The 22,380-nt window shown below is 40.3% G+C and carries 22 protein-coding genes and 8 tRNA genes; 24 read left to right on the top strand and 6 right to left on the bottom strand.

Translation table 11 applies throughout. The features are described 5' to 3' along the window. Positions 1-2 precede the first annotated feature (2 nt). Positions 3-1,007, top strand: coding sequence for a Holliday junction branch migration DNA helicase RuvB (gene ruvB / locus QQK02_RS15080; RefSeq protein WP_284208943.1), 1,005 nt, complete (start codon positions 3-5; stop codon positions 1,005-1,007). 25 nt (positions 1,008-1,032) lie between these two features. Here the strand turns inward: ruvB and QQK02_RS15075 are convergent, their stop codons facing one another. Together QQK02_RS15075 and QQK02_RS15070 are read right to left on the bottom strand one after the other, a co-directional pair. Further along, positions 1,033-1,275, bottom strand: coding sequence for a hypothetical protein (locus QQK02_RS15075; protein ID WP_284208942.1), 243 nt, complete (start codon positions 1,273-1,275; stop codon positions 1,033-1,035). Further along, positions 1,272-1,811 carry a tetratricopeptide repeat protein gene (locus tag QQK02_RS15070; RefSeq protein WP_284208941.1) on the bottom strand — a complete coding sequence of 180 codons (540 nt, stop codon included), beginning with the start codon at positions 1,809-1,811 and terminating at the stop codon, positions 1,272-1,274. The genes QQK02_RS15075 and QQK02_RS15070 overlap by 4 nt, the downstream gene beginning before the upstream one ends. 618 nt (positions 1,812-2,429) lie before the next feature. On the opposite strand from QQK02_RS15070, the gene ybgC reads away from it, so the two are divergent. The 12 genes from ybgC to QQK02_RS15010 all read left to right on the top strand — a co-directional run bounded on the left by ybgC (position 2,430) and on the right by QQK02_RS15010 (position 9,506). Continuing rightward, complete coding sequence (gene ybgC, locus QQK02_RS15065) at positions 2,430-2,840, top strand: tol-pal system-associated acyl-CoA thioesterase (RefSeq protein ID WP_284208940.1); 411 nt, start codon at positions 2,430-2,432, stop codon at positions 2,838-2,840. After that, positions 2,830-3,507 carry a protein TolQ gene (gene tolQ, locus QQK02_RS15060; protein ID WP_284208939.1) on the top strand — a complete coding sequence of 226 codons (678 nt, stop codon included), beginning with the start codon at positions 2,830-2,832 and terminating at the stop codon, positions 3,505-3,507. Before ybgC ends, tolQ begins: the two co-directional genes overlap by 11 nt. Positions 3,508-3,517: 10 nt before the next feature. Continuing rightward, the gene (tolR, locus tag QQK02_RS15055; RefSeq protein ID WP_284208937.1) at positions 3,518-3,943 is read left to right on the top strand and encodes a protein TolR; all 426 of its coding nucleotides are present in this window, start codon (positions 3,518-3,520) and stop codon (positions 3,941-3,943) included. A 7-nt stretch (positions 3,944-3,950) separates the two neighbouring features. Further along, on the top strand, positions 3,951-4,880 hold the full coding sequence (tolA, locus tag QQK02_RS15050; protein WP_284208935.1) for a cell envelope integrity protein TolA: 930 nt from the start codon (positions 3,951-3,953) through the stop codon (positions 4,878-4,880). A gap of 44 nt (positions 4,881-4,924) precedes the next feature. After that, the gene (gene tolB, locus QQK02_RS15045; RefSeq protein WP_284208934.1) at positions 4,925-6,271 is read left to right on the top strand and encodes a Tol-Pal system beta propeller repeat protein TolB; all 1,347 of its coding nucleotides are present in this window, start codon (positions 4,925-4,927) and stop codon (positions 6,269-6,271) included. 38 nt (positions 6,272-6,309) lie between these two features. Beyond that, positions 6,310-6,861, top strand: coding sequence for a peptidoglycan-associated lipoprotein Pal (gene pal, locus QQK02_RS15040; RefSeq protein WP_284208932.1), 552 nt, complete (start codon positions 6,310-6,312; stop codon positions 6,859-6,861). Positions 6,862-6,873: 12 nt separating this feature from the next. Further along, positions 6,874-7,668: a tol-pal system protein YbgF gene (gene ybgF / locus QQK02_RS15035; protein ID WP_284208931.1), complete on the top strand. Its 795-nt coding sequence runs from the start codon at positions 6,874-6,876 to the stop codon at positions 7,666-7,668. Positions 7,669-7,822: 154 nt separating this feature from the next. Then, positions 7,823-7,898, top strand: a tRNA-Lys gene (locus tag QQK02_RS15030). A 45-nt stretch (positions 7,899-7,943) separates the two neighbouring features. After that, positions 7,944-8,019 (top strand) — tRNA-Lys (locus tag QQK02_RS15025). 33 nt (positions 8,020-8,052) lie between these two features. Then, positions 8,053-8,128, top strand: a tRNA-Lys gene (locus tag QQK02_RS15020). Between the two features lie 130 nt (positions 8,129-8,258). After that, complete coding sequence (gene nadA, locus QQK02_RS15015; protein WP_284208930.1) at positions 8,259-9,299, top strand: quinolinate synthase NadA; 1,041 nt, start codon at positions 8,259-8,261, stop codon at positions 9,297-9,299. A 119-nt stretch (positions 9,300-9,418) separates the two neighbouring features. Continuing rightward, positions 9,419-9,506, top strand: a tRNA-Ser gene (locus QQK02_RS15010). A gap of 300 nt (positions 9,507-9,806) precedes the next feature. On the opposite strand, the gene QQK02_RS15005 is transcribed toward QQK02_RS15010, so the two are convergent. The 3 genes from QQK02_RS15005 to QQK02_RS14995 form a co-directional block, all read right to left on the bottom strand. After that, positions 9,807-10,790 (bottom strand): PEP-CTERM sorting domain-containing protein, encoded by a 984-nt coding sequence (locus QQK02_RS15005; protein WP_284208928.1) that lies wholly within the window; start codon positions 10,788-10,790, stop codon positions 9,807-9,809. A gap of 290 nt (positions 10,791-11,080) precedes the next feature. Further along, positions 11,081-11,827 carry a UDP-2,3-diacylglucosamine diphosphatase gene (gene lpxH, locus QQK02_RS15000; protein WP_284208926.1) on the bottom strand — a complete coding sequence of 249 codons (747 nt, stop codon included), beginning with the start codon at positions 11,825-11,827 and terminating at the stop codon, positions 11,081-11,083. An 18-nt stretch (positions 11,828-11,845) separates the two neighbouring features. Further along, positions 11,846-12,337: a peptidylprolyl isomerase gene (locus QQK02_RS14995; RefSeq protein WP_284208924.1), complete on the bottom strand. Its 492-nt coding sequence runs from the start codon at positions 12,335-12,337 to the stop codon at positions 11,846-11,848. A 155-nt stretch (positions 12,338-12,492) separates the two neighbouring features. Here QQK02_RS14995 and cysS point away from each other — a divergent pair, with 155 nt between their 5' ends. From cysS to QQK02_RS14960, 7 genes are all read left to right on the top strand, one after another. Next, positions 12,493-13,872 (top strand): cysteine--tRNA ligase, encoded by a 1,380-nt coding sequence (gene cysS, locus QQK02_RS14990; protein ID WP_284208923.1) that lies wholly within the window; start codon positions 12,493-12,495, stop codon positions 13,870-13,872. A 128-nt stretch (positions 13,873-14,000) separates the two neighbouring features. Continuing rightward, positions 14,001-14,957 (top strand): S41 family peptidase, encoded by a 957-nt coding sequence (locus QQK02_RS14985; protein WP_284208922.1) that lies wholly within the window; start codon positions 14,001-14,003, stop codon positions 14,955-14,957. An 81-nt stretch (positions 14,958-15,038) separates the two neighbouring features. Then, positions 15,039-15,947, top strand: coding sequence for a bile acid:sodium symporter family protein (locus QQK02_RS14980; protein WP_284208921.1), 909 nt, complete (start codon positions 15,039-15,041; stop codon positions 15,945-15,947). 90 nt (positions 15,948-16,037) lie between these two features. After that, a complete protein-coding gene (locus QQK02_RS14975; RefSeq protein WP_284208920.1) occupies positions 16,038-17,327 on the top strand; it encodes an efflux RND transporter periplasmic adaptor subunit in 1,290 nt (429 codons plus the stop codon). A 35-nt stretch (positions 17,328-17,362) separates the two neighbouring features. Continuing rightward, positions 17,363-18,061 carry an ABC transporter ATP-binding protein gene (locus QQK02_RS14970; RefSeq protein ID WP_284208919.1) on the top strand — a complete coding sequence of 233 codons (699 nt, stop codon included), beginning with the start codon at positions 17,363-17,365 and terminating at the stop codon, positions 18,059-18,061. Positions 18,062-18,070: 9 nt separating this feature from the next. Then, a complete protein-coding gene (locus tag QQK02_RS14965; protein ID WP_284208918.1) occupies positions 18,071-19,387 on the top strand; it encodes an ABC transporter permease in 1,317 nt (438 codons plus the stop codon). A 10-nt stretch (positions 19,388-19,397) separates the two neighbouring features. Then, entirely contained in the window at positions 19,398-20,612 is a 1,215-nt protein-coding gene (locus tag QQK02_RS14960) for an ABC transporter permease (protein WP_284208917.1), read from the top strand. An 80-nt stretch (positions 20,613-20,692) separates the two neighbouring features. On the opposite strand, the gene folD is transcribed toward QQK02_RS14960, so the two are convergent. Then, positions 20,693-21,550 carry a bifunctional methylenetetrahydrofolate dehydrogenase/methenyltetrahydrofolate cyclohydrolase FolD gene (gene folD, locus QQK02_RS14955; protein WP_284208916.1) on the bottom strand — a complete coding sequence of 286 codons (858 nt, stop codon included), beginning with the start codon at positions 21,548-21,550 and terminating at the stop codon, positions 20,693-20,695. Positions 21,551-21,842: 292 nt separating this feature from the next. Here folD and QQK02_RS14950 point away from each other — a divergent pair. The 4 genes from QQK02_RS14950 to QQK02_RS14935 all read left to right on the top strand — a co-directional run bounded on the left by QQK02_RS14950 (position 21,843) and on the right by QQK02_RS14935 (position 22,215). Beyond that, positions 21,843-21,919: transfer RNA gene (locus QQK02_RS14950), tRNA-Pro, on the top strand. 31 nt (positions 21,920-21,950) lie between these two features. Further along, positions 21,951-22,027 (top strand) — tRNA-Arg (locus tag QQK02_RS14945). 25 nt (positions 22,028-22,052) lie between these two features. After that, positions 22,053-22,128, top strand: a tRNA-His gene (locus tag QQK02_RS14940). A gap of 10 nt (positions 22,129-22,138) precedes the next feature. Then, positions 22,139-22,215 (top strand) — tRNA-Pro (locus tag QQK02_RS14935). The last annotated feature ends 165 nt before the right edge of the window (positions 22,216-22,380 follow it).

Raw genomic sequence — 22,380 nt, 5'->3', positions numbered from 1 at the left:
TCATGATTGAAGCAGATAGACTGATCCAGCCTGTAGCAGCTCCAGAAGAAGAAGGGGTTGATCGCGCTATTAGGCCAAAACTTTTGGCTGATTATAAAGGGCAAGATCACGTTAAATCACAGATGGAAATTTTTATTTCTGCTGCCAAGAAGCGTGACGAGGCTTTAGATCACCTGTTAATTTTTGGTCCTCCTGGTTTAGGTAAAACAACGCTCGCTAATATTGTGGCCAATGAAATGGGCGTCAGTATTAGAACGACATCAGGCCCAGTATTAGAAAAAGCGGGAGATTTAGCTGCTTTACTAACAAACCTTGAAGAAGGTGACGTACTATTTATTGATGAGATTCATCGCCTAAGCCCAGTGGTGGAAGAAGTCTTATATCCTGCGATGGAAGATTACCAATTAGATATTATGATTGGTGAAGGGCCAGCTGCACGCTCAATTAAATTAGACTTGCCGCCCTTTACTTTAATCGGCGCAACGACAAGGGCAGGCGCGTTAACCTCTCCACTTCGTGACCGTTTTGGTATTGTCCAGCGCCTAGAATTTTACAAGGTAGAGGACTTAACCGATATTGTTATTCGCAGTGCTCATTTTCTTAATTTGACCATAGATCACGGTGGGGCTGTAGAAATCGCTCGGCGCTCTCGCGGAACACCGCGTATCGCAAATAGGTTATTAAGGCGTGTACGTGATTATGCTGACGTAAAAACAGGCGGTATTGTTAATCAGCTATGTGCTGCCAAAGCACTTAATATGCTTGAAATTGATACAGAAGGTTTTGATCTTATGGATCGCAAATTACTTGAAGCGATTATTGACAAGTTTATGGGCGGACCGGTTGGTTTAGACAACATCGCAGCTGCAATTGGTGAAGAGCGTGAAACGATTGAAGATGTGATTGAACCTTTTTTAATTCAACAAGGCTTTTTACAAAGAACCCCACGCGGGCGTATAGCAACAGATAGAGCATATCAACACTTCGATATACAAAGAAAAGGCTAGTAGTTACTAGCCTTTTTAAGTTACTTTATTTTCGTGATACCCACATCGAGTCTTTCATTTCATTGAGTGATTTTCGCTTACAGCTTGCTGTTTGAACACAGTCGCCGTTAAGGCGTGAACCGGTTGTGTTATTTCGGTTTCGATAACTCGCTAAAATCATATCTAAACTATTTTCTAATGAATTTCCTGCTACCGTAAGGCGTTCATAATCGTTTGTTAGCCAGTCACTAAGTTTGCCATCTTCTATCCATAAATTAGCTTCAATCAATCTGTGAGTTCAGGGAAATTAGTTTCATTAAATTCATTCGTTGCTATTAACTGTTCAATTAAGGTTGGTAGTTTAGCGTACGTTAAATCGAAAGATTTCGATAAGTAGGCATCTGCCTTTTGATAGTCTTTGTAGTCGTTATCTGAAATATATGCTTTGCCCAACAAGAAAGGCGCATGGGGGTGATTAAATTTGTCTGCACGACTAAGCCACTTGGTAGCTTTCTTGAAGTCGTACAGCTCATCATTAGTTAAGTAGATAACACCTGTCATGTATTGAGCTTCTTTCGCACCCTGGACGGCGGCTTTTCTATAATATTTTAGTGCTAGTTCATGATCGGTATCGGTACCATAACCAAAATAATAGAACTTGCCTGTATTATAGTTAGCACCTACATGCCCGCGTTTTGCTGCTTTTTTAAATTGTTTAAATTGTTCAACGCATTTTCCTTCATTGCATTGCGGTAATCCATTTGCGTTCACGTATGTTGCTAGTAACCCAACACTTAGTGCTATCACTATTGCTAGCTGGCGCATGGCATCGTCCTTTTATTTTTGTTTAATATTTGACCTGTCTTTTACTATAGCAACAAAACCAAACTTGTCTACCAGGTTTTTCGTAGTATGAATTTAGGCAAAAAAAAACCGCATTTAAAAAATGCGGTTCAACTAATCAAGTTGTAGAAGGAAATAAAATTCCAGGAAACATGTCAGAGAGAAGAGATAATTCAATATTATCTATTCAATAAAGTATCTGGCTAATGATCGTGAGATCAGTGCGCTAGCTCAGAAGATGCGTGTATTATAGGGAAGTTCCTTCACTAGGCAAGAAAAAATATTTTGTTTTTCGCATTAGAAAAACTAATGAATAAGTTATAGCGATTAAGATCAAAATTAGAAAGTGAATAAATATTCGAGTGTTTATAGGTTTTTAAGCTAAATTCGCGCTAGTTTCTGAATATTCATTACAGGTAAGCCACTCGTTGATTGGTAATGTATATCGCTAAATGGATGCCGATTAGTTAATAAATAAATTAAATAATTTTATTTTTGCAGATTATTTGTGACTTTTTGTTGCATTACTGCGCTAAAGCTTGTCGTTGATATAGCTAATCTATTAAGATAGGCATCAACCAAAAATAATTAAAAAGCTAGATGTCTGAATCCTTATTTCAATGCCCCATTCGTGTTTATTATGAAGACACAGACGCCGGTGGAATAGTCTACTATGCCAATTACTTAAAATTTTGTGAACGTGCTCGTACTGAATGGTTGCGTGCTTTAGGTATAAGCCAAATAAAATTTTTAGAACAAAGCATTGGTTTTGTGGTCACAAAAGTAGCAATGAATAACTTAGCATCAGCGCGGCTGGATGATTTACTCACGGTAAAAACGCAAATCAATAAACTAAAACGCGCTTCCATCGTCTTTAACCAAGAAATTGTCAATGAGCAAGGGGTTAAGTTGTGCGAAGTAGAAGTTAACGTTGCATGCGTAGATTTTAATAAAAATAAACCGGTCGCCATACCATCTTTTATCTTAGGAGCCTTAGAAAGTGTCAGCTGAACTCTCAATTTTAGATCTGTTTTTACAAGCGAGTTTATTAGTAAAAGTCGTTATGCTTATTTTACTGAGCTTTTCTGTTATTTGTTGGGCGATGATTTTTCAACGTCGCGCTGCACTTAATAGCGCCCAAGCAAAACTTCACCAATTTGAAGATACCTTTTGGGGAGGTGCCGACCTTAGCAAGCTTTATAATGACGTAAACAGTAAGCAAGACATCTCAGGCATTGAAAGTTTATTTGTTGCAGGCTTTAAAGAATTTGTTCGCCTTAGAAAATCTAGCAGTCAAACACCAAGTCTAATTGTCGATGGTACACATCGTTCAATGCGTGTCGCATTATCAAGAGAAGTTGATCAACTAGAAAAGCACTTACCATTTATGGCAACAGTAGGTTCAATTAGTCCATATATCGGATTATTCGGTACCGTATGGGGTATTATGAATTCATTTATTGCTCTAGGCGCTGTTAAACAAGCGACATTAGCTATGGTTGCCCCTGGTATTGCTGAAGCGTTAGTGGCTACTGCAATGGGGTTATTCGCGGCAATTCCAGCAGTTATAGCTTACAACCGATTTAGTCATAAAGTAGAAAAGTTAGAAAATTCATATGCCAATTTTATGGAAGAGTTTTCTAGTATTCTTCAACGCCAAGTAATGACTGAAGACTAAGGCTACCGATATGTACCAAAGGGTTAGACGACGTAAAGTTGCTGAAATCAACGTTGTACCGTATATCGATGTGATGTTAGTGCTACTGATTATTTTTATGGTGACGGCACCATTAATTACGCAAGGCGTTAAAGTAGACTTGCCACAGGCTGAAGCAGAACCTCTTGATAAAGATAGTAAAACCCCATTAGTAGCGTCAGTTGATGCCGATGGAAACTACTATTTAGCAAATGGCGTGGGGGAAAACATTCCTATGTCTGTACAAGCATTAGCGGAAGAAGTAGCGGCACGTCTTGTCGTTGAACCTGATCGCCCCGTTGTTGTTAACGGTGATGGAAGCGTGAGCTACGACGCGGTTGTGCAATTGATGGTGATGTTGCAAAAGCAAGCGGGCGTGCCGTCTGTTGGTTTAATGACTGATACACCGGAGAACTAAGTTGGCCTTGAAGTATTCAACAGCATTAGTATTAAGTTTTATATTGCACTGTATTATCGCAGTGGTTTTATTATTTGGTGAGTTTTCGTCACATGAGAAGCCAACACCGACAATGACGGCCACAGCAGTAACTCAAGAAAATGACAAAATAGAACCGATTAAAGCGGTAACCGTTGATAAAACGAAGTTAGAAGCGCGTGTTAAGCAAATCCGTAAGCAAAAAGCCGATGAAAAAGCCGCTGAAGCAAAGCGTATTCGCGATTTGGAAAGACGAGCGTCTGACGCTCAGAAAAAACGTGCGAAAGAACAAGCGCGAATAAAGTCATTAGAAAAACAACGCAAACAGAAAGAGCAAGATAAAAAGCGTGCCGACGAAGCAGCGCGACAAGCAAAAGCGAAAGCTGAACAAGCCGACAAATTACGAAAGGCAAAAGAGCAAGAGCAACAACAAGCTGAAAAGGCGGCTGCTGCGGCTAAAGCCAAGCGATTAAGAGAAGAAGCTGAAGCGAAAAAAGCAGAAGATTTACGTAAGAAAAAAGAAGCTGAGCGCAAACGTAAAGAGCAAGAAGCTCGAGAACGTGCACTCGAGGAACAAATGCTTGCGGAACAAATGGCGCAGGAGATGGCTGAGCGACAAAAAGCACGACGCGCTCAAATGCAAACTGAGATTCAGCGTTTTACTGCATTGATTACGCAAACCATTCAGCGCAATTTAATAACAGACCGTAGCACAATGGAAGGAAAGTCTTGTAAATTAGCAATAAGTTTAGCACCATCAGGTTTTGTTACGAATGTTCAAGCAACAAGTGGTGATACCACCGTTTGTAATGCAGCGAAAACTGCGGTGTTAAAAGCAGGCACTTTGCCAGTGTCAAAAGATCCAGAAGTGTTCAACGAAATGCGTAACATTAGTTTTACCTTTAGACCTGAATTTTAATTAAATAATATAAACTAACTTTGAGAGTGTTTTACAAAATTGTTATGAAGCATATTTACCTACTAGTTGTTTTGATAGCCTCGCTTGTGTCTACTCAAGCAAGAGCGACCCTAGAAATTATCATAACGGAAGGGATTGATAGCGCACGCCCAATAGCGGTTTTGCCTTTTAAATATAACGGTATTAATCCACTACCTGAGAGCATTGCTGACGTGGTTAGTTTCGATTTACTTGTTAGTGGTAAATTTAGTCCAATTGATGCCTCTCAATACCCACAACTTCCTGCTTCTGATAAAGAAGTTGACTATGCTGCATGGGCATCAACGGGCGTTGAAGCTATTGTTATTGGTGAAATTAACGAAACCAGTATTGGCAGATATCAAATTAATTTTCAGCTAATTGATGTTATTCGTGGTCAAGTGACTGGTGGCGAAGCACAAATGTTGTCAGGTGGGCGCTTAGTCAATGCTAAGGATCATATCTTGGTTGAGTCAGGGGTTGAGATTGCCGCAGATCAATTCCGTCGCTATGCTCACACCATTTCAAATAAAGTTTATGAGCAATTAACGGGTACGCGTGGTGCCTTTTTAACGCAAATTGCTTATGTCATTGTCCGTGATGAAGGGGATAGACCTTACCAGTTAGTAATTGCTGACTATGATGGAGCAAATGAACAGGTATTATTACGTTCAAATGAACCGCTTATGTCACCAAACTGGCATCCAAATGGCGAACAGCTTGCTTATGTTACCTTTGAAAATCATCAAGCCCAAATTTTTACTATCGATATTTACACAGGACAGCGTCAATTAATAAGCTCTTTTAAAGGCATTAATTCAGCACCCGTGTTCTCACCAGACGGAACCAAGCTTGCGATGGTGCTGTCGAAAGATGGCAACCCTGAAGTGTATATTATGGATATTGCCACCAAAAGGTTACGTCGTGTAACACGTCATAGAGCTATTGATACAGAGCCGAATTGGTCACCTGATGGAAAATCATTGGTATTTAGTTCAGAACGGGGTGGAAAAGCACAGCTATATCGCGTAAATTTACTCGATGGAAAAATTCGTCGCTTAACCTTTGATGGTGAAATGAATTTAGGTGGTTCAATTACCCCCGATGGTCGCCAGTTGATTATGGTTAACCGCACACGTGGTCAATACCACTTAGCAAAACAGGAATTTGATACAGGCGTTTTTCAAGTGTTAACTAAAACTAGACTTGATGAATCGCCGAGTTTGTCACCAAATGGTGGCATTATTATTTACTCGACCATGCATAATAACCGCCAAGTGTTGAGTTTAGTGTCTGTTGATGGTCGCTTTAAAGCGCGTTTACCTGCATTAAATGGTCAAGTAAAATCACCATCATGGTCGCCATTTTTATAATTAACAGTTAATTTAAAATTAATAAAAAGGAAAATGAAATGCGCTTAAACAAAACAGTTAAAGCCTTAGCTATCGCATTACCAATGTTCACATTAGCCGCTTGTAGCTCTAATGACGAAACTGAAACACAAAGCACTGTAGACACTAATGCTGAAGCACAAGCACAAGCTCAAGCAGAACGTGAAGCAGAAGCTGTACGTGTTGCTGCTGCAAAACGTGCTGCTGAAATTGAAGAGCAAAAGCGTCAAGAACTAGCTAAATTGCGTTCTGAGCATATCGTATACTTCGACTTTGATAAGTCTTCTGTAAGCTCAACGTTTGCTGCTGTTTTAGAAGCGCACGCACAATTCTTAGCTGCTAACCCAAATACAACCGTATTAGTTGAAGGTCATGCTGATGAGCGCGGTACACCTGAATACAACATTGCATTAGGCGAGCGTCGTGCTAAAGCTGTTGCGACTTACTTAGAAACGTTAGGTGTTTCTTCTTCACAAATTAACGTAGTTAGCTATGGTGAAGAAAAGCCGATGGTTAAAGATCGCAGCGAAAACGCGTTTGCTAAAAACCGTCGTGCAGTATTAGTATACTAATCAGGTTATTCAATGAATCTTAATAACGTTTTATTAGGTGTTTCATTGGCAGTTAGCGCGCAGGCGCTAGCTGCGCCACCAGCACCAGTTATTGATGCTAGTGGTCAATCTATGACAACGACATCATCTACCTTATCGTCGCTTTCTGTAGAGCAGCGTTTACAAAATTTAGAACGCCAACTTAGTGTGCGTAATAAAAACCAGGTGATGATGCAACAGCAACTTAATGAATTACAAAGTGAAGTTGATGAACTTCGCGGCGTCACAGAATTACACTCTCATAAGTTGAGTCAAATCCTAGAACGTCAACGTGATCTATACCAAGAGCTTGATAAACGAGTAACAGAGGCAATCAAACCAGCACCTACAGTGCCGTCTGTTGTCGCCGTAACTTCGCCATCAACGCCTGCTATCAATTACAGTTCAGATCTTACTGAAAATGAAGCTTATGATCGCGCAGTTAATATGGTGCTCAAGGATAAGCGCTACGATGAAGCTATTCCTGAGTTTGAAGCCTTTAATCAAAAGTACCCTGAGTCATCATATGCACCGAACGCGCATTATTGGTTAGGACAATTATTGTTTAATAAAGGCGACTTAGAGCGAGCAAAACAAGAATTCTCAATTGTTGTAAATCAACATGAAGGGTCAAGTAAGCGCAGTGATGCATTACTAAAACTTGGTATGGTTGCTCAAAAACAAAACGATAACGCACGCGCAGTCGTTTTATATCGTCAATTAGTGGCAGAATATCCGAGTTCATCTGCAGCTCAATTAGCGAAACCACGACTAGAAAGTTTACAGTAATTAGTTATATTTGCTGATAATGTAATCGTATTGTGGTCTTTTTGTGCAATTAGAATAATAAATTCAAAAAAAGCGAATTTTCTTGTTGCACAGAATAAAATTATGAGTATCATATGCCTCGCTTTGAACGAGTAGTGCAAAGCATGATGGATATCGGTCGTTAGCTCAGTTGGTAGAGCAGTTGGCTTTTAACCAATTTGTCGAAGGTTCAAATCCTTCACGACCGACCACTTCCACCAAAGTCGTTGGGATTCCATCAAAAAGTAATTAGTAATCGGTCGTTAGCTCAGTTGGTAGAGCAGTTGGCTTTTAACCAATTTGTCGAAGGTTCAAATCCTTCACGACCGACCACTCCTTTTACTTCTTACTACAAATTTTCTATATCGGTCGTTAGCTCAGTTGGTAGAGCAGTTGGCTTTTAACCAATTTGTCGAAGGTTCAAATCCTTCACGACCGACCACTTTTTCAAGTGGTATCTTATTTATTCTGTCATCAAGTCTTAATAAAATTGCAACCAAGTTATACACTTTGTCGTCTCGATCACGTATAATTGCCGCCGTTTTTATTTCCAAGTGGTAGTTAGTTTTATTATGAGCCAAAGCAATTTAGCTGTAGATATCGATTTTCAGTTTCCAGCGAAACCCGCGACCTTATCTGCTGATGAAAAATCAGCATACAAAGCGCGCATCAAGTCTTTGCTAAAAGAAAAAAACGCGGTTCTAATCGCTCATTACTATACCGACCCTGAAATTCAGGCGTTAGCTGAAGAAACCGGTGGTTGCGTTGCTGATTCATTGGAAATGGCTCGTTTTGGCAATCAACATGAAGCTGACATTCTCATCATTGCCGGTGTTAAATTCATGGGCGAAACAGCAAAAGTTCTTACGCCTGAAAAAACCGTAGTGATGCCAACTTTAGAAGCAACGTGTTCTCTAGATTTAGGTTGTCCTATCGATCAATTTGATGCGTTTTGTAATGAGCACCCAGATCGTACTGTTGTGGTGTACGCCAATACTTCACCTGCTGTTAAAGCGCGCGCTGACTGGATCGTAACTTCTTCTTGCGCCCTTGAAATTGTTGAACACCTAGATGATCAAGGTGAAAAGATTATATGGGGCCCAGATCGTCACTTAGGCAATTATATTCAAAAGCAAACTGATGCAGATATGTTGATGTGGCAGGGCGCTTGTATTGTTCATGATGAATTCAAAACTAAAGCGCTTTTTGATATGAAAAAGCTGCATCCTGATGCGGCCGTTTTAGTTCACCCAGAATCTCCTAGTGAAATAGTTGATTTAGCCGATGCTGTTGGTTCAACCTCTATGCTAATCAAATCAGCGCAAGATTTACCTAATAAAAAGTTTATTGTTGCGACCGATCGTGGCATTTTTTATAAGATGCAGCAGTTGTGCCCTGATAAAGAATTCTTTGAAGCACCAACCGCAGGTGAAGGTGCAACTTGCAGAAGCTGTGCACATTGCCCTTGGATGGCGATGAATGGCCTTCAGGCAATCGAAGAAGCGTTAATTGACCCATCAGGTAAAGAAGTGTTTGTAAGCGATGAAGTGCGTATAGGTGCGCTTAGATCAACGAACAGAATGCTAGATTTTACATCTTCACTTAAAAAGTAACGTAAATTAGATGCAAAAGTTATTTTGCTGAAAATACATAGAATAAAGCCTTGCTTAGCCAAGGCTTTTTTTTTACCATAGCCCGCCTTGAAAAGGTAACGTTTTTAAGATTCCAAAAAGGTGACGTGTCCGAGTGGCTGAAGGAGCACGCCTGGAAAGTGTGTATACGGCAACGTATCGAGAGTTCGAATCTCTCCGTCACCGCCATCCATAATATCCCGATATCTTTGAATATTGCCCGTTGTGCGACCTAGCGCTTAATAGGATATATTTCCGATCTCAGGTTATGCAAAGCATACCTGCGTAATAACTTATTTAGACACGACTAACTCACCTTAAACAAGGTCATGTAGTGTGAATATGTCGCTTGAATGATTTGAATTGTAAGCAGCTAAATAACGATATTTAAGACTCTGTTTTTAAAATACTAACTATCTGTCATTGATAGTGACAGATAATAAAAAAGCACCTATGTAGAGGTGCTTTCTTAATTGGTACGTTAGCTACCTATATTCTTTTAGTCTTCCTAAGTGCTAATCCCATGCAACCTAATGCAAAAATAGCAAGTGTAGATGGCTCTGGTACATTCACAGGAACGATTCTATTTACAATATTGTCAAACTCTGTTGCTATGCCTGATGAGGTAACAACAAGCTTGTCAAAGCCAGCATCTTCGTCAAAAATGAAGTTTACATATTCTCCATTGCGACCAAGGTTGAGTCCACCAAAATCATTAAATAAGTCAAGGCCGTCGATGTGCGCGATAAGTTCATTGTCTCGATAAAAGTCGAAGCTATTATAGCTATCTATCGTTCCCCAGAAAAAACCTAAATAGTCAACGTACATCTGGCTATTTGTTATTTGTCCCGCACTATCTAAAATACCGCTAAAATCAAGTGCTACCTCTGACGTTGGGTTTAAAGCAGCTCTTGAGGTTGGTGTATAAGCAAAACACGTAGTGTTTATACCTTGGTTGTTGTCGTTTACACCTCTATCTATCACGGCGGTTCCACCAATGTTTTGGTTTGTAACACCGTAATCACCCGCTACAGTTACACCTGAAGAAACGCCATTGACACCACATCCACTATTTACTCCTTGAGTATTATTACCTAAATGAGGAGTACCTGGGAATTTGAGAGGGTCAGCATCATCTAAATCTTGGCCAAGTGTTGTTCTTGTATCAAATGTCTCTACGTATAGGCCCGTAAAGTCAGCTGGATTAGCACTACCAATACCGTTAAGGCCAGTATCTCGTAGGTTTTGTTGAGTCACGCCTTCAAGTAAGTAGCTCGTTCGAATCATTGATTCATTTTCATCTAATACGGATGCATCATATTCTGGAAAGATACCACCAAACGTTACTGTAACATTACCGTAATCGCCTGTTGCTGCTGTCGTATTGTCGATAAGATCGATTAAGCCAGCTTGGCTGCCTGTAGACATAGCAAGAAGCATTGATGATATAAGTAATTTATAGGTGTTTTTCATGATTTTATTAGCCTTACGTAGCTTTTAGGTGCCTTTGTTAATCTAAAGCACAAATTATGCCGTTGTGTTTAGTTTGTTGTTTTTAATTGTTTTTTTATTTTTCTTGTTGGTTGGTGTTTATGTGAGAAAAGCTTAACTGTAAAATTATTCGACAAATTTGAGCTTTCGAATAAATAGAATAGAAAAAGTAAGGTTTGATGGTGAAAATTCGAGTTATTAGTACTTGTATCATGCAAGTAAAACGTCACGGATAAATTGGTTACTAAATTGACTGAGTTAACCGCGGTGCTTCAAACAAACGGAGAGTTCGTTAGTGTCATTTCTTCTGGAGTGACTTTCAACCAAGCACCTTGCTCATACCAATCACCTAATACGATGCGTTTTGCGGGTTTACCGTTAGCTTCAATATGATGGACATCAGGCCTGTGAGTATGGCCATGAATCATCAATTGACAATGATAAGCTTCAAGTTCAGTGACAACCTCGCTAGGCGTAACGTCCATTATGTCTAATGATTTTGTCTGTTGGGCGTTTTTACTTTTCTCTCGATAACCTTCGGCAAGGCGCTTACGGTACCAAAGTGGTAAATTTGTAACTAAGCCCATCCACCACCAAGAGCGTGATTTTTTACGAAATTTTTGGTAATCAACATCACGTGTGCACAGGGTATCGCCATGCATGATCAAGGCTTTTTGCCCGTATAGGTCGACGGTGGTTTTTTCTGGTAGCAAGGTCATTGCCGCACGGTTTGCGTAGTCGTTACCCAGAACAAAATCTCGATTGCCATGAATAAAGAATACTTCGGTACCCGAGTGAGCAAGTTGAGTTAATGCGCTAGCGACTTGATCATTTAGCGGCGATTTAAAATCATCACCAAACCAAAGCTCAAAAAGGTCACCAAGAATATAAAGCTTTTCAGCTTCGATTGCGTCTGTCTCTAAAAAAGATAAAAAACAGGCCGTAATATCAGGCCTGTTCTGCGCTAAATGCAAGTCAGCAATAAAGTAGGTAACTTGCTTTTTAACCGTTGTAGTCATTTAGTTTTATTAACTCAATTATTCAACAATGGTGTTATTAATGATGATTTCTTCTAAAGGAACATCATCGTGGAAACCGTTACGACCCGTATCAACTAAAGTCATTTTGTCCACAACATCCATGCCTTCGACAACTTCACCAAATACACAGTAACCCCAGCCGTGCATATCTTCAGACTTAAAGTTTAAAAAGTCATTGTCTGTTAAGTTAATGAAAAACTGTGCAGAAGCAGAATGAGGCGCTTGAGTACGAGCCATTGCTAACGTACCACGTTTGTTTTCTAAACCGTTATTTGCTTCATTTTTAATGGTTTCACGTGTTTCTTTCTCTTCCATACCTGAAGAAAAACCACCACCTTGAGCCATAAAGCCCTTAATTACACGGTGGAAAATAGTACCGTTGTAAAAGCCATCGCTCGCATATTGCTTAAAGTTTTCTGCGGTAATTGGTGCTTTGTCGAAGTTTAGTTCGATTTTGATATCACCAAGGTTTGTTTGAAAAGTAATCATTTTATTTTCTCATCGATAGAAGTTGCAAGAATTGTAACCTAAAGGAAGATTCTGTAAAGGGAAGTGGTGACCGAATTCAATATCTCGGGTACAATGCCCGCTTTATTTTTCGAGATTCTCGAAGTTTTATCAACCAGTCGACGGAATAGCCACTGATGTTACAAATTTACAATACCCTGACACGTAAGAAAGAAGTATTTAAGCCAATTAAAGAAGGTAAAGTTGGTTTATACGTCTGTGGTATTACGATTTATGATCATGCCCATATTGGCCATGCAAGAACATATGTTGCCTTTGATATTATTGCGCGTTACTTCAAGTATTTAGGTTACGACCTAACTCATGTGCGCAATATTACCGATGTTGACGATAAAATTATCAAACGTGCGAATGAAAACGGTGAAACATGTGAAAGTTTAACAACCCGCATGACAGCCGATATGTACAAAGACTTTGATGATTTGAATATTATGCGTCCAGACATTGACCCTACGGTTACAGGGCATATGGATGAAATCATTGCACTTGTCGAACGTTTGATTGAGCGAAACCACGCCTATGTTGCTGACAACGGCGACGTGATGTTTGATGTGAGCTCGTACAAAGATTACGGCAAGTTAAGCCTGCAAAATTTAGATATGTTGCAAGCTGGCGCTCGCGTTGATGTTGATAACGCGAAAAAGAATCCGTTAGATTTTGTCCTATGGAAAATGGCAAAGCCTGAAGAGCCTTCATGGGAGTCACCGTGGGGTGCAGGTCGTCCTGGTTGGCATATTGAATGTTCAGCAATGAACTCAAAGCACTTAGGTAACCATTTCGATATTCATGGTGGCGGTTCAGATTTACAGTTTCCACATCACGAAAATGAAATAGCACAATCTTGCTGTGCCTACGATACACCGTACGTTAACTACTGGATGCACGGTGGTATGGTGCAGGTGAATAAAGAGAAGATGTCTAAGTCATTAAACAACTTCTTTACACTGCGCAGTGTGTTAGAAACTTATGATGCGGAAACAGTTCGCTTTTTCTTAACGTCAAGCCACTATAGAAGTCAGTTAAATTACTCTCAAGAGAATTTAACTCAGGCGCGTGCGTCGTTAGAGCGCATTTATACTGCTCTGCGCGATGTTACGCCGGTTGAAGTTTCATTAGCGGGTAACCCGTATGTTGAACGCTTTGAAAAAGCGATGGATGATGACTTTAATTGCCCTGAAGCAATGCCAGTGTTATTTGAGCTTTCTAAAGAAATCAACCGTTTGAAAGGCACAGATGATAAACAAGCAGGTGAGTTAGCGTTTATTTTAGTCAAACTTGGTGAAGTACTTGGTGTCGCGCAAAATGATCCTGAAAGCTTCTTACAAGGCAGTGGCGATAATGATGAAGTTGCTGAAATAGAGGCGTTAATTGCTCAGCGTAATCAAGCGCGTGCCGATAAAAACTGGGCCTTAGCTGACGATGCTCGTGATAAATTAAATGCGATGAATATTGTCCTTGAAGACAGCGCTGGTAAAACTACGTGGCGTAAAAAATAGCCGTAGCACGTTTTTATTATTCAATAAGCTCAAGTCTAAACGCTTGGGCTTTTTTATTGAAAAAAATATATTTGCCTCAATGTTTTAGTTATCTTCTAAATATTCATATTCAAAAAGGTTGTCTTATTTTGCGATTCAAATCTGTTTTGCTAATGCTATTGCTGACAGTGCTCTTCGCTAGAGCAACATTTGCCAATGACAATCCGATTCAATTAACGAAAGAGCAAGTCGATGTAATCGTCTTAAACGCCGCTCAAGAAATACAATCCACTTATTACGATGCTGATAAAGGGGCTCAGATCGCTATCAAACTCAACGCTTTACTAAAAGGTGATTACTTTTACAGTACATTTAGAGAAGATGAATTAGAGACCCGATTAAATCACATACTTTTTTCGGTTAGTGGTGATGGTTTTTTAAGTCTTAATCGCGCAACTAAATCGGTATCTAGCGTCAAACTGCTAACGGATGTTCAACCTGACGTTGATTTTGAAATACATTACCAACGTAAAGAAAATAATATTGGTTATGTACGTTTGTCGGGAAATTTTCAAAATACTGCGAGTATTGAGCAATTTAATCATGCAATTAACCAATTACATTCCGCTAATACGCTAATTATCGATTTATTTGATGCACAACATGCCAGCTTAAAAGTTGCTCATCACTTTCTTAGTGTTTTTCTGCCGCCAAAACTTCATATTGCGAATGTTAGACAAGATTCACTCAGTGAGTTAACGCCGATACTGTCAGCCGATGTAAACGTTATAGAAAAAAGCAAATCAGATCGCCCTGTTTATATATTGCAATCAGCCTTTAACGAACAAGCATGGGAGCTTTTTACTGTCGGTATGCAGCAATATGGCAATGCCGTGATAGTCGGTGAAGAGTCTATGGGCAACGCAACGTTAAGTAATCAAGTTGCAATAGGAAGTTCATTTGAATTGTCGGTTCCTTTTGCTGTTCTTGAATATGCTCATGAGGAGGGCAGTTGGGCAAATACAGGCGTAACGCCAGACTATTTTGCATCAAAAGAAGAGGCGCTTAGCTTAGCTAGCCAATTAGCAAACTCATCAGTTAACTGAAATAATACTGCTAATTAGCCACGTTTTAGTGGTATAAAATTCTTTATTATAAATAATAATAAGAATAAAAAGGAGTAGGGCGTGGGCGAAATATATGTAAGCTACGAATACTGGTTTGCTGCAGGGCAACTTATTTTGGCGATGATAGGTATGGGGGCAACGTTAACCTTAGCTGACTTTAAAGATATCGCTAAAGAGCCGCGAGCAGTATTTATCGGAACATGTATTCAATTTGTTTTACCTCCACTGATTGCGTTTAGTTTTATTTCACTTTTTGATTTTCATGTTGGTGTGGCTATCGGCTTAGCCCTATTGGCCGCTATTCCTGGCGGGACAACGTCTAATGTATTTACCTATTTTGCTCGTGGCAACGTACCGCTGTCTATTTCGATAACAGGGATCACCACGCTAGGTTGTTTAGTATTCACCCCTTTTGTTTTAGGGCTTCTGATTATTGAGCACCTACCAAGCGATTTTGTTATGCCAACCCAACAAATAATATCTGATATTTGCTTTACCTTGTTACTACCGCTTTACGTGGGGATGCTGATTTTAAAATTAATGCCTAAGTATGCCGATACTATTTCTAAATGGTGTATCAGGGGCGCGTTACTTGGCATCTTATTCATTATTGTTGGCTCTGCTAGCGCCGGCAGGTTAAATCTATCGGTATTTGGTTCAACGAATGTCATGATTGTCTGCTGTTTTATCATTACACTGCTTATCGGCAGCGTGCTGCTGACTAAATTTTTAGGGCTATCTAAACCGGACCGTATCGCGGTTGATGTTGAATTAGTTGTACGTAATGTCAATTTGGCGCTACTGATAAAAGCATCTATGTTTCCTGCATCTGCATTATTGCTACAAGACATTGGCGATATGGTGTTGTTTACTGCGTTGTTATTTGGCGGAATTCAAATGCTCATTGCTGGCGTTATCATTTTTAAAAGCAAAAAATCGAGCACCACAGACATGGTTACAAACAACTAAATTAAAAATAAATAACGAAAAATTTAAACCTTTTACTTCAAATTAACTACTTAGCTGAAGATTGTTCAAAAAAATATTCGGGAAAGTATTGTGAAAATTGAAGATACGAGTGGGCAAGACGTCGTGCTTGCCAAACCTTCGTCCAAAAAAAGTTGGCTGATAGGTATAACTACTTTAGTCGTTTTAGTCATGTTATTTAGCATCGCCGCTCCAGCACTGTCGAGTTGGTCTTCAGGCGATGCAAGCATTTCAAGAGAACGGGTTCGATTAGCAACGGTGACTCGCGGTGATCTCGTTCGAGATTTATCCGTTCAAGGACGGGTTGTTGCGGCTGTTAGCCCTAGGCTTTATGCAACAGGCCAAGGTACGATAACGTTTATGATTGATGCCGGTGATGTCGTCACCAAAGATCAAGAATTGGCGGTGATTGAAAGCCCTGAGCTTACCAACCAACTTAAACAAGAGCAGGCGTCATTACAAAGTCAAACACTCGAGTTAGAACGTCAAAAAATTCAAGCACGAAAACAAGCGTTAGCTAATCAAAAATCAGTTGATTTAGCTAAGGTTGTGCTTGTCGCCGCTCAGCGTGAAAAGCGCCGAGCAGATAAAGCTTATCAGTATCATTCAATCAGTCAGATCGACTTTGAAAAAGCCCAAGATGATCTACAAAACGCAGAACTTGTCTTTAAACATGCCGAGCAGGATGCATTATTAAATGCTGAAAGTTTAGCGTTTGATATCAAAACCGGCTTGCTTCAAGTCGAACGCCAATCACTACTTGTTAAAGAGCTGCAGCGAAAAGTAGATGAGCTTACTTTGCGTTCACCAGTTAACGGTATTGCAGGGAATTTAGCCGTCAAACAGAAAAATCAGGTTAGCCGAAATCAACCCATTTTAAGTGTTGTCGATTTGTCTGAATTTGAACTTGAGGTCGATATACCTGAGAGCTACGCCGATGACTTAGCGATAGGTATGTCCGCCCAAGTGAGTGTTAACGGCCAAACGTACGCGGCCAATTTAGTAACTATCTCACCCGAAATTGAGAACAATCAAGTTACTGGCCGCGTGCGTTTCGCCACCACAGGGGAGGCAAACGCGCATCCTGCTGGTCTACGTCAAAATCAGCGCCTAACTACGCGCATTTTGATGGAAAGCAAAAACGACGTGTTAATGGTTCAACGTGGTCAATTTTTAGAAAGCTCTAGCGGTAGATTCGCTTATAAAGTCATTGATGATGTTGCTCATCGCGTTTCTATCAATACAGGCGTTCGTAGTTTGTCGAATGTTGAAATCAGTGACGGCTTAGCGCAAGGCGACACAATCATTATTTCTAGTACCGATCAATTCAATAATGCTGAGCGCGTCATTATTTCAAACTAATTAAAAAGATAACACAAAGGGAAGAGGGCATAGCTATGTTAACCATGACAAATGTGAAAAAAGTTTTCCGCACAGATTTAGTCGAAACACACGCTTTACGTGATTTTAATTTACAGGTCAACGAGGGAGAATTTGTTGCTGTCACCGGGCCGTCAGGTTCGGGTAAAACAACGTTTTTAAATATCGCAGGCATGCTTGAAACCTTTAATGGTGGCAGCTATGTACTTGATGGCCAAGATGTGAGTCATTTGAACGATAATCAACGAAGCAAATTACGAAACGAAAAAATTGGTTTTATTTTCCAAAGCTACAACCTTATTCCTGATTTAAATCTTTTCGATAATGTTGACGTGCCATTAAGGTATCGAGGTTTTGACGCAAAAGAGCGTAAACAACGTATTGAAGAAAGCCTTGAAACAGTAGGTTTAGCGAATCGAATGAAGCATTTGCCATCGCAATTATCAGGCGGTCAACAGCAACGTGTTGCGATTGCTAGAGCGCTAGCTGGTAAGCCTCGGTTTTTACTAGCCGATGAGCCAACAGGTAACTTAGATTCAGCGATGGCGCAAAGTGTGATGGAGTTATTGCAAAGCATTAATCAGTCAGGCACCACTATCGTCATGGTGACGCATGATCCGCAATTAGCACAGCAAGCCGCTCGCAATATATATGTTAAAGACGGGCAGGTTAGCGAAGTACACGACGTGCTGAAAATGCACGTTGCAAATGCGTAGGAGCTAAATATGTTTGGTTATTACGTAAAACTCGCCTTTAAGAGTATCAAGAAAAATCCACTACTAAGTAGTTTAATGGTTTTCGCTATTGCCTTGGGAATTGGCGCGAGCATGACAACAATTACCGTCAACTACTTGATGTCAGCAAACCCTATACCAGAGAAGAGCGAACAACTTTTCTATGTACAAGTAGATAGTTGGGATCCCCATAATGCATTTAATGACGAAACAGGTGCGCCACCTAACCAATTGACGTGGACAGACGCGAGTAACCTGTTTAATGCGCAAAAGGCTACTAAGCAGGTAGTTATGGCGAAGTCAGGTGGCATTGTCGTTCCGGATAATCAAGACGTTAATCCATTTGAAACACAAATTCGATTAACAACTGGAGAATTCTTCAATATGTTCAATACGCCATTCCTCTATGGCGCAGGTTGGGATCTTTCTGTTGATCAAAATAATGAACAAGTGGTTGTACTGACAAGAACACTTAACGAAAAAGTTTTTGGCGGCGAAAACTCTGTTGGACGTAACATCCTTATTGCCGGGCAACATTTTCAGGTGGTTGGTGTTTTAGATACTTGGCAGCCGGTTCCGAAGTTTTATGATGTTAACAATGGCGCATTTGACGAGGTAGAAGATGTTTTTATGCCATTTTTCTTGAAAGAGTCATTCGAATTACCAAGCTGGGGAAATACTAACTGTTGGAAAAGCCCTGAAGGGGAAGGTTTTAAAGCGTTCCTGCAATCAGAATGTATTAACTATCAAATGTGGGTACAGCTAAATAACCCCATTGAAAAAGCAGACTACTTCAGTTTTCTAAATAACTATGTTGCCGATCAAAAAGCTTTTGGACGATTCCCAAGGCCGATGAACAACCAATTATCTGATGTGATGGAGTGGATGGAACGTGAAGAAGTTGTTGAAGACGACGCAAAAATGATGATGTGGATGTCGTTTATGTTTTTAATGGTTTGTTTACTGAACACCATAGGACTATTGCTAGCTAAATTTATTGGCAAGTCGTCAGAGATTGGTTTAAGACGAGCAATAGGCGCCTCCAAAGGGGATGTGTTTACGCAACACATTATTGAAGCAGCATGCGTTGGTTTACTGGGTGGCCTAGTAGGGCTATTGCTTGCTTTTGTCGGCTTACAAGGGATAAAAAGCTTGTATGGCGATTTTGTAAATAACCTTATTCAGTTAGATTTCGCTATGGCTAGCCTGGGTATTTTAATTGCGTTAGTAACCAGTATTCTTGCCGGTTTATATCCAACATGGCGAGCTTGCAATATTTCACCCGCTAATCAACTGAAGAGTCAATAAGGAGGTTACTATGTTAGAACTCGGCCCTATTTTTAGAGCATTACTAAGAAACAAAGTCGGCGCCTTGCTTATTGCGGTGCAAATAGCATTTACGATGGCGATTATTGTTAATTCGGTCTTTATAATTTATGAGCGCAGCCAAGAAACGAAAAGGCCAAGCGGCTTAGATGAAGCAAATTCATTTTTTATTAGCAGCAGTGGGTTTGGCGAAAATTTTGGTGCTAAAGCAACTATTGAAAAAGACTTGACGGATATTCGTGCTATTTCAGGTGTTGTCAGCGCTATTCAGATCAATGCGATACCTGTAAGTGGTGGTGGTTGGTCTATGAGTCTTCAAACTGAGCCGGGCGCAGAGCATGATGGCGTCGGAACAGCAGTTTATATGGTTAATGAAAATGGCCTTGATGCGTTAGGTTTAGAATTACTAGCAGGCGAAAATTTCGTTGCTAGTGATATACGCTGGCGACAAAACTCAGAAAGCACATGGCCGGACAAAGTGATTGTTACTAAAGCTATGGCAGAGCGCTTATTTCCTGATATTGACTATGGGCAGTCAGTCGGTAAAACGGTTTACATTAATGATAATGAACCCATGATCATCGTTGGTATTATTGATAAGTTACAGGCGCCGTGGGTTGGTTGGAACAATGTTGAGAATTCAATGTTGTCACCGGAGCACCAAGAGACCGACTCTGTACGTTACTTTATCCGAACAGCGCCGGGACAACGAGATTCGACTATGAAACAAGTCGAAGAGCTCTTAGCGAAAAATAAAGAAAGAGTTGTCGATGGCATGAGAAGTATCGAGTATGTCAGAGAGCGAAGTTATCGTGGTCATACTGCAATGATCAAAATTCTGACCACGGTAATCATTACACTGACTATTGTAACGAGCTTAGGTATCGTTGGCTTGGCGAGCTTTAGTGTTAATCGACGTAAAAAACAAATAGGCATTCGTCGAGCGCTTGGTGCGAGAAAGATTGATGTTATCAAATATTTTATGCTTGAAAACCTAATGATCAGCGGTGTTGGTGTCTTGTTGGGCGCAGGTTTAACCATTGCGCTTAATATGCTTTTAGTTAAAGCATTATCTATTACACCAATGGATTGGTTTTATATCCCAATTGGCATGATTGTTCTGTGTCTAATAGGACAGTTAGCTGTCTATGGACCTGCAAAAAAAGCGACAGGTATTGCGCCTGCGATTGCTACCAGAACTGTATAAGTCCCCTTTAATTTAAGCCAATAAAAAAGCCCTTTTACGAGGGCTTTTTTAATTAAACTTTGCTTTAACAGCTTGTCTATCTATAGGTCGTTGAATTCTTCACAAGCGATTAATGTGTTCTCTATTAGGCTTGCTACGGTCATTGGGCCAACACCACCCGGGACAGGTGTAATGAAACTCGCTTTATCTTTTGCTACGTCAAACTCAACATCGCCAACGAGCTTGCCTGTATCTAATCGGTTAATACCCACATCAATAACAATCGCGCCTGGTTTTATCCAATCGCCAGGAATAAATGCCGGTTTACCGACTGCAACTACGATTAAATCAGCTTGGCGAACTTTACTTTCTAGGTCTTTAGTAAAACGATGCGTTGTGGTGGTAGTACAACCAGCTAACAACAATTCGAGTGTCATTGGGCGGCCAACAATATTTGAAGCGCCAACAACCAAAGCATCTAAACCGTGGGTTTTAACACCGGTAGATTCAATAAGCGACATAATACCTTTTGGCGTACAAGGTCTTAAGCCAGGCTGACGTAATGCTAATTTACCTACATTAGAAGGATGGAAACCGTCTACATCCTTTTTAGGGTCAATATGCTCTATTACTAAGTTTGCATCTAAGCCTTCTGGTAGCGGTAATTGTACTAAAATACCATCAACTTGATCATCATTATTGAGTTCATCGATTAAAGATAAGAGTTTTGTTTCAGTGGTGTCTGCCGGTAAGTCGTATGACTTTGAAATGAAGCCAACCTCTTCACAGGCTTTACGCTTACTGCCTACATATACTTGTGATGCAGGATCACTGCCTACTAATACTACGGCTAAGCCGGGCGCTCGTTTACCAGCGATTATACGTTTTGCTACTCGCTCTTTAACAGAAGTACGAATCTGCTGTGCGGTTGCCTTGCCATCAATAAGTTGTGCTGTCATAGTCTCGAGAAATGTTATGAATGAATCTTGTTTATTTTCGCATAAAAGCAATCTAGCGTGTAGCTTTTATCAACTAAAGTTGCTAAAAATATTATAGGGATGGTGATCGGTTTATTCGTCTGTATCTTATTTACAAATATGCGGATGAATTTTACGCAAATCATACCTATTTTCATCAAGGTGCTGTAAAAGTGAGCGAACAAACATTTTTTTATAAAAAAGGTTTGACGAGTAAGATTCAACTCGGTAATATCCGCATCCGTTGAAACGACGTACTGTTTCAACAATATGTCGGTGATTAGCGCAGCTTGGTAGCGCACTTGGTTTGGGTCCAAGGGGTCGCAAGTTCGAATCTTGCATCACCGACCACTTTCTTTTGAAAGTGAGCCTTGTAGGTAATGCGCCCTTAGCTCAGCTGGATAGAGCAACGCCCTTCTAAGGCGTGGGTCAAAGGTTCGAATCCTTTAGGGCGTGCCATTTACTACAGGCATGTTCATCTGTGGTGGCTATAGCTCAGTTGGTAGAGCCCCGGATTGTGATTCCGGTTGTCGTGGGTTCAAATCCCATTAGCCACCCCAATTTTATAGTCGGTGATTAGCGCAGCTTGGTAGCGCACTTGGTTTGGGTCCAAGGGGTCGCAAGTTCGAATCTTGCATCACCGACCACTTCTCTTTCTATATGTCTCTAATTCTTTAAATCTGTAACTAATTACAAGCTCTGTGGTTTGGGTACTTTTATTTGCTCACTCGGTCGCTAGTTAGAATCTTGCATCACCGACCACTTCTCTTTTTATATATCTCTATATCTCTATATCTCTATATCTCTAATTT

It is taken from the genome of Thalassotalea eurytherma (genome assembly GCF_030161415.1).
GTDB lineage: Bacteria > Pseudomonadota > Gammaproteobacteria > Enterobacterales > Alteromonadaceae > Thalassotalea_G > Thalassotalea_G eurytherma.
This window is presented reverse-complemented; position numbering and strand designations above follow the sequence as displayed.

Excerpts from the sequence above, each read along its gene's own strand:
- ruvB (WP_284208943.1), top strand. The coding sequence starts at position 3 with ATGATTGAAGCAGATAGACTGATCCAGCCTGTAGCAGCTCCAGAAGAA.
- QQK02_RS15070 (WP_284208941.1), bottom strand. The coding sequence starts at position 1,811 with ATGCGCCAGCTAGCAATAGTGATAGCACTAAGTGTTGGGTTACTAGCA.
- ybgC (WP_284208940.1), top strand. The coding sequence starts at position 2,430 with ATGTCTGAATCCTTATTTCAATGCCCCATTCGTGTTTATTATGAAGAC.
- tolR (WP_284208937.1), top strand. The coding sequence starts at position 3,518 with ATGTACCAAAGGGTTAGACGACGTAAAGTTGCTGAAATCAACGTTGTA.
- tolB (WP_284208934.1), top strand. The coding sequence starts at position 4,925 with ATGAAGCATATTTACCTACTAGTTGTTTTGATAGCCTCGCTTGTGTCT.
- pal (WP_284208932.1), top strand. The coding sequence starts at position 6,310 with ATGCGCTTAAACAAAACAGTTAAAGCCTTAGCTATCGCATTACCAATG.
- ybgF (WP_284208931.1), top strand. The coding sequence starts at position 6,874 with ATGAATCTTAATAACGTTTTATTAGGTGTTTCATTGGCAGTTAGCGCG.
- nadA (WP_284208930.1), top strand. The coding sequence starts at position 8,259 with ATGAGCCAAAGCAATTTAGCTGTAGATATCGATTTTCAGTTTCCAGCG.
- QQK02_RS15005 (WP_284208928.1), bottom strand. The coding sequence starts at position 10,790 with ATGAAAAACACCTATAAATTACTTATATCATCAATGCTTCTTGCTATG.
- lpxH (WP_284208926.1), bottom strand. The coding sequence starts at position 11,827 with ATGACTACAACGGTTAAAAAGCAAGTTACCTACTTTATTGCTGACTTG.
- QQK02_RS14995 (WP_284208924.1), bottom strand. The coding sequence starts at position 12,337 with ATGATTACTTTTCAAACAAACCTTGGTGATATCAAAATCGAACTAAAC.
- cysS (WP_284208923.1), top strand. The coding sequence starts at position 12,493 with ATGTTACAAATTTACAATACCCTGACACGTAAGAAAGAAGTATTTAAG.
- QQK02_RS14970 (WP_284208919.1), top strand. The coding sequence starts at position 17,363 with ATGTTAACCATGACAAATGTGAAAAAAGTTTTCCGCACAGATTTAGTC.
- QQK02_RS14965 (WP_284208918.1), top strand. The coding sequence starts at position 18,071 with ATGTTTGGTTATTACGTAAAACTCGCCTTTAAGAGTATCAAGAAAAAT.
- QQK02_RS14960 (WP_284208917.1), top strand. The coding sequence starts at position 19,398 with ATGTTAGAACTCGGCCCTATTTTTAGAGCATTACTAAGAAACAAAGTC.
- folD (WP_284208916.1), bottom strand. The coding sequence starts at position 21,550 with ATGACAGCACAACTTATTGATGGCAAGGCAACCGCACAGCAGATTCGT.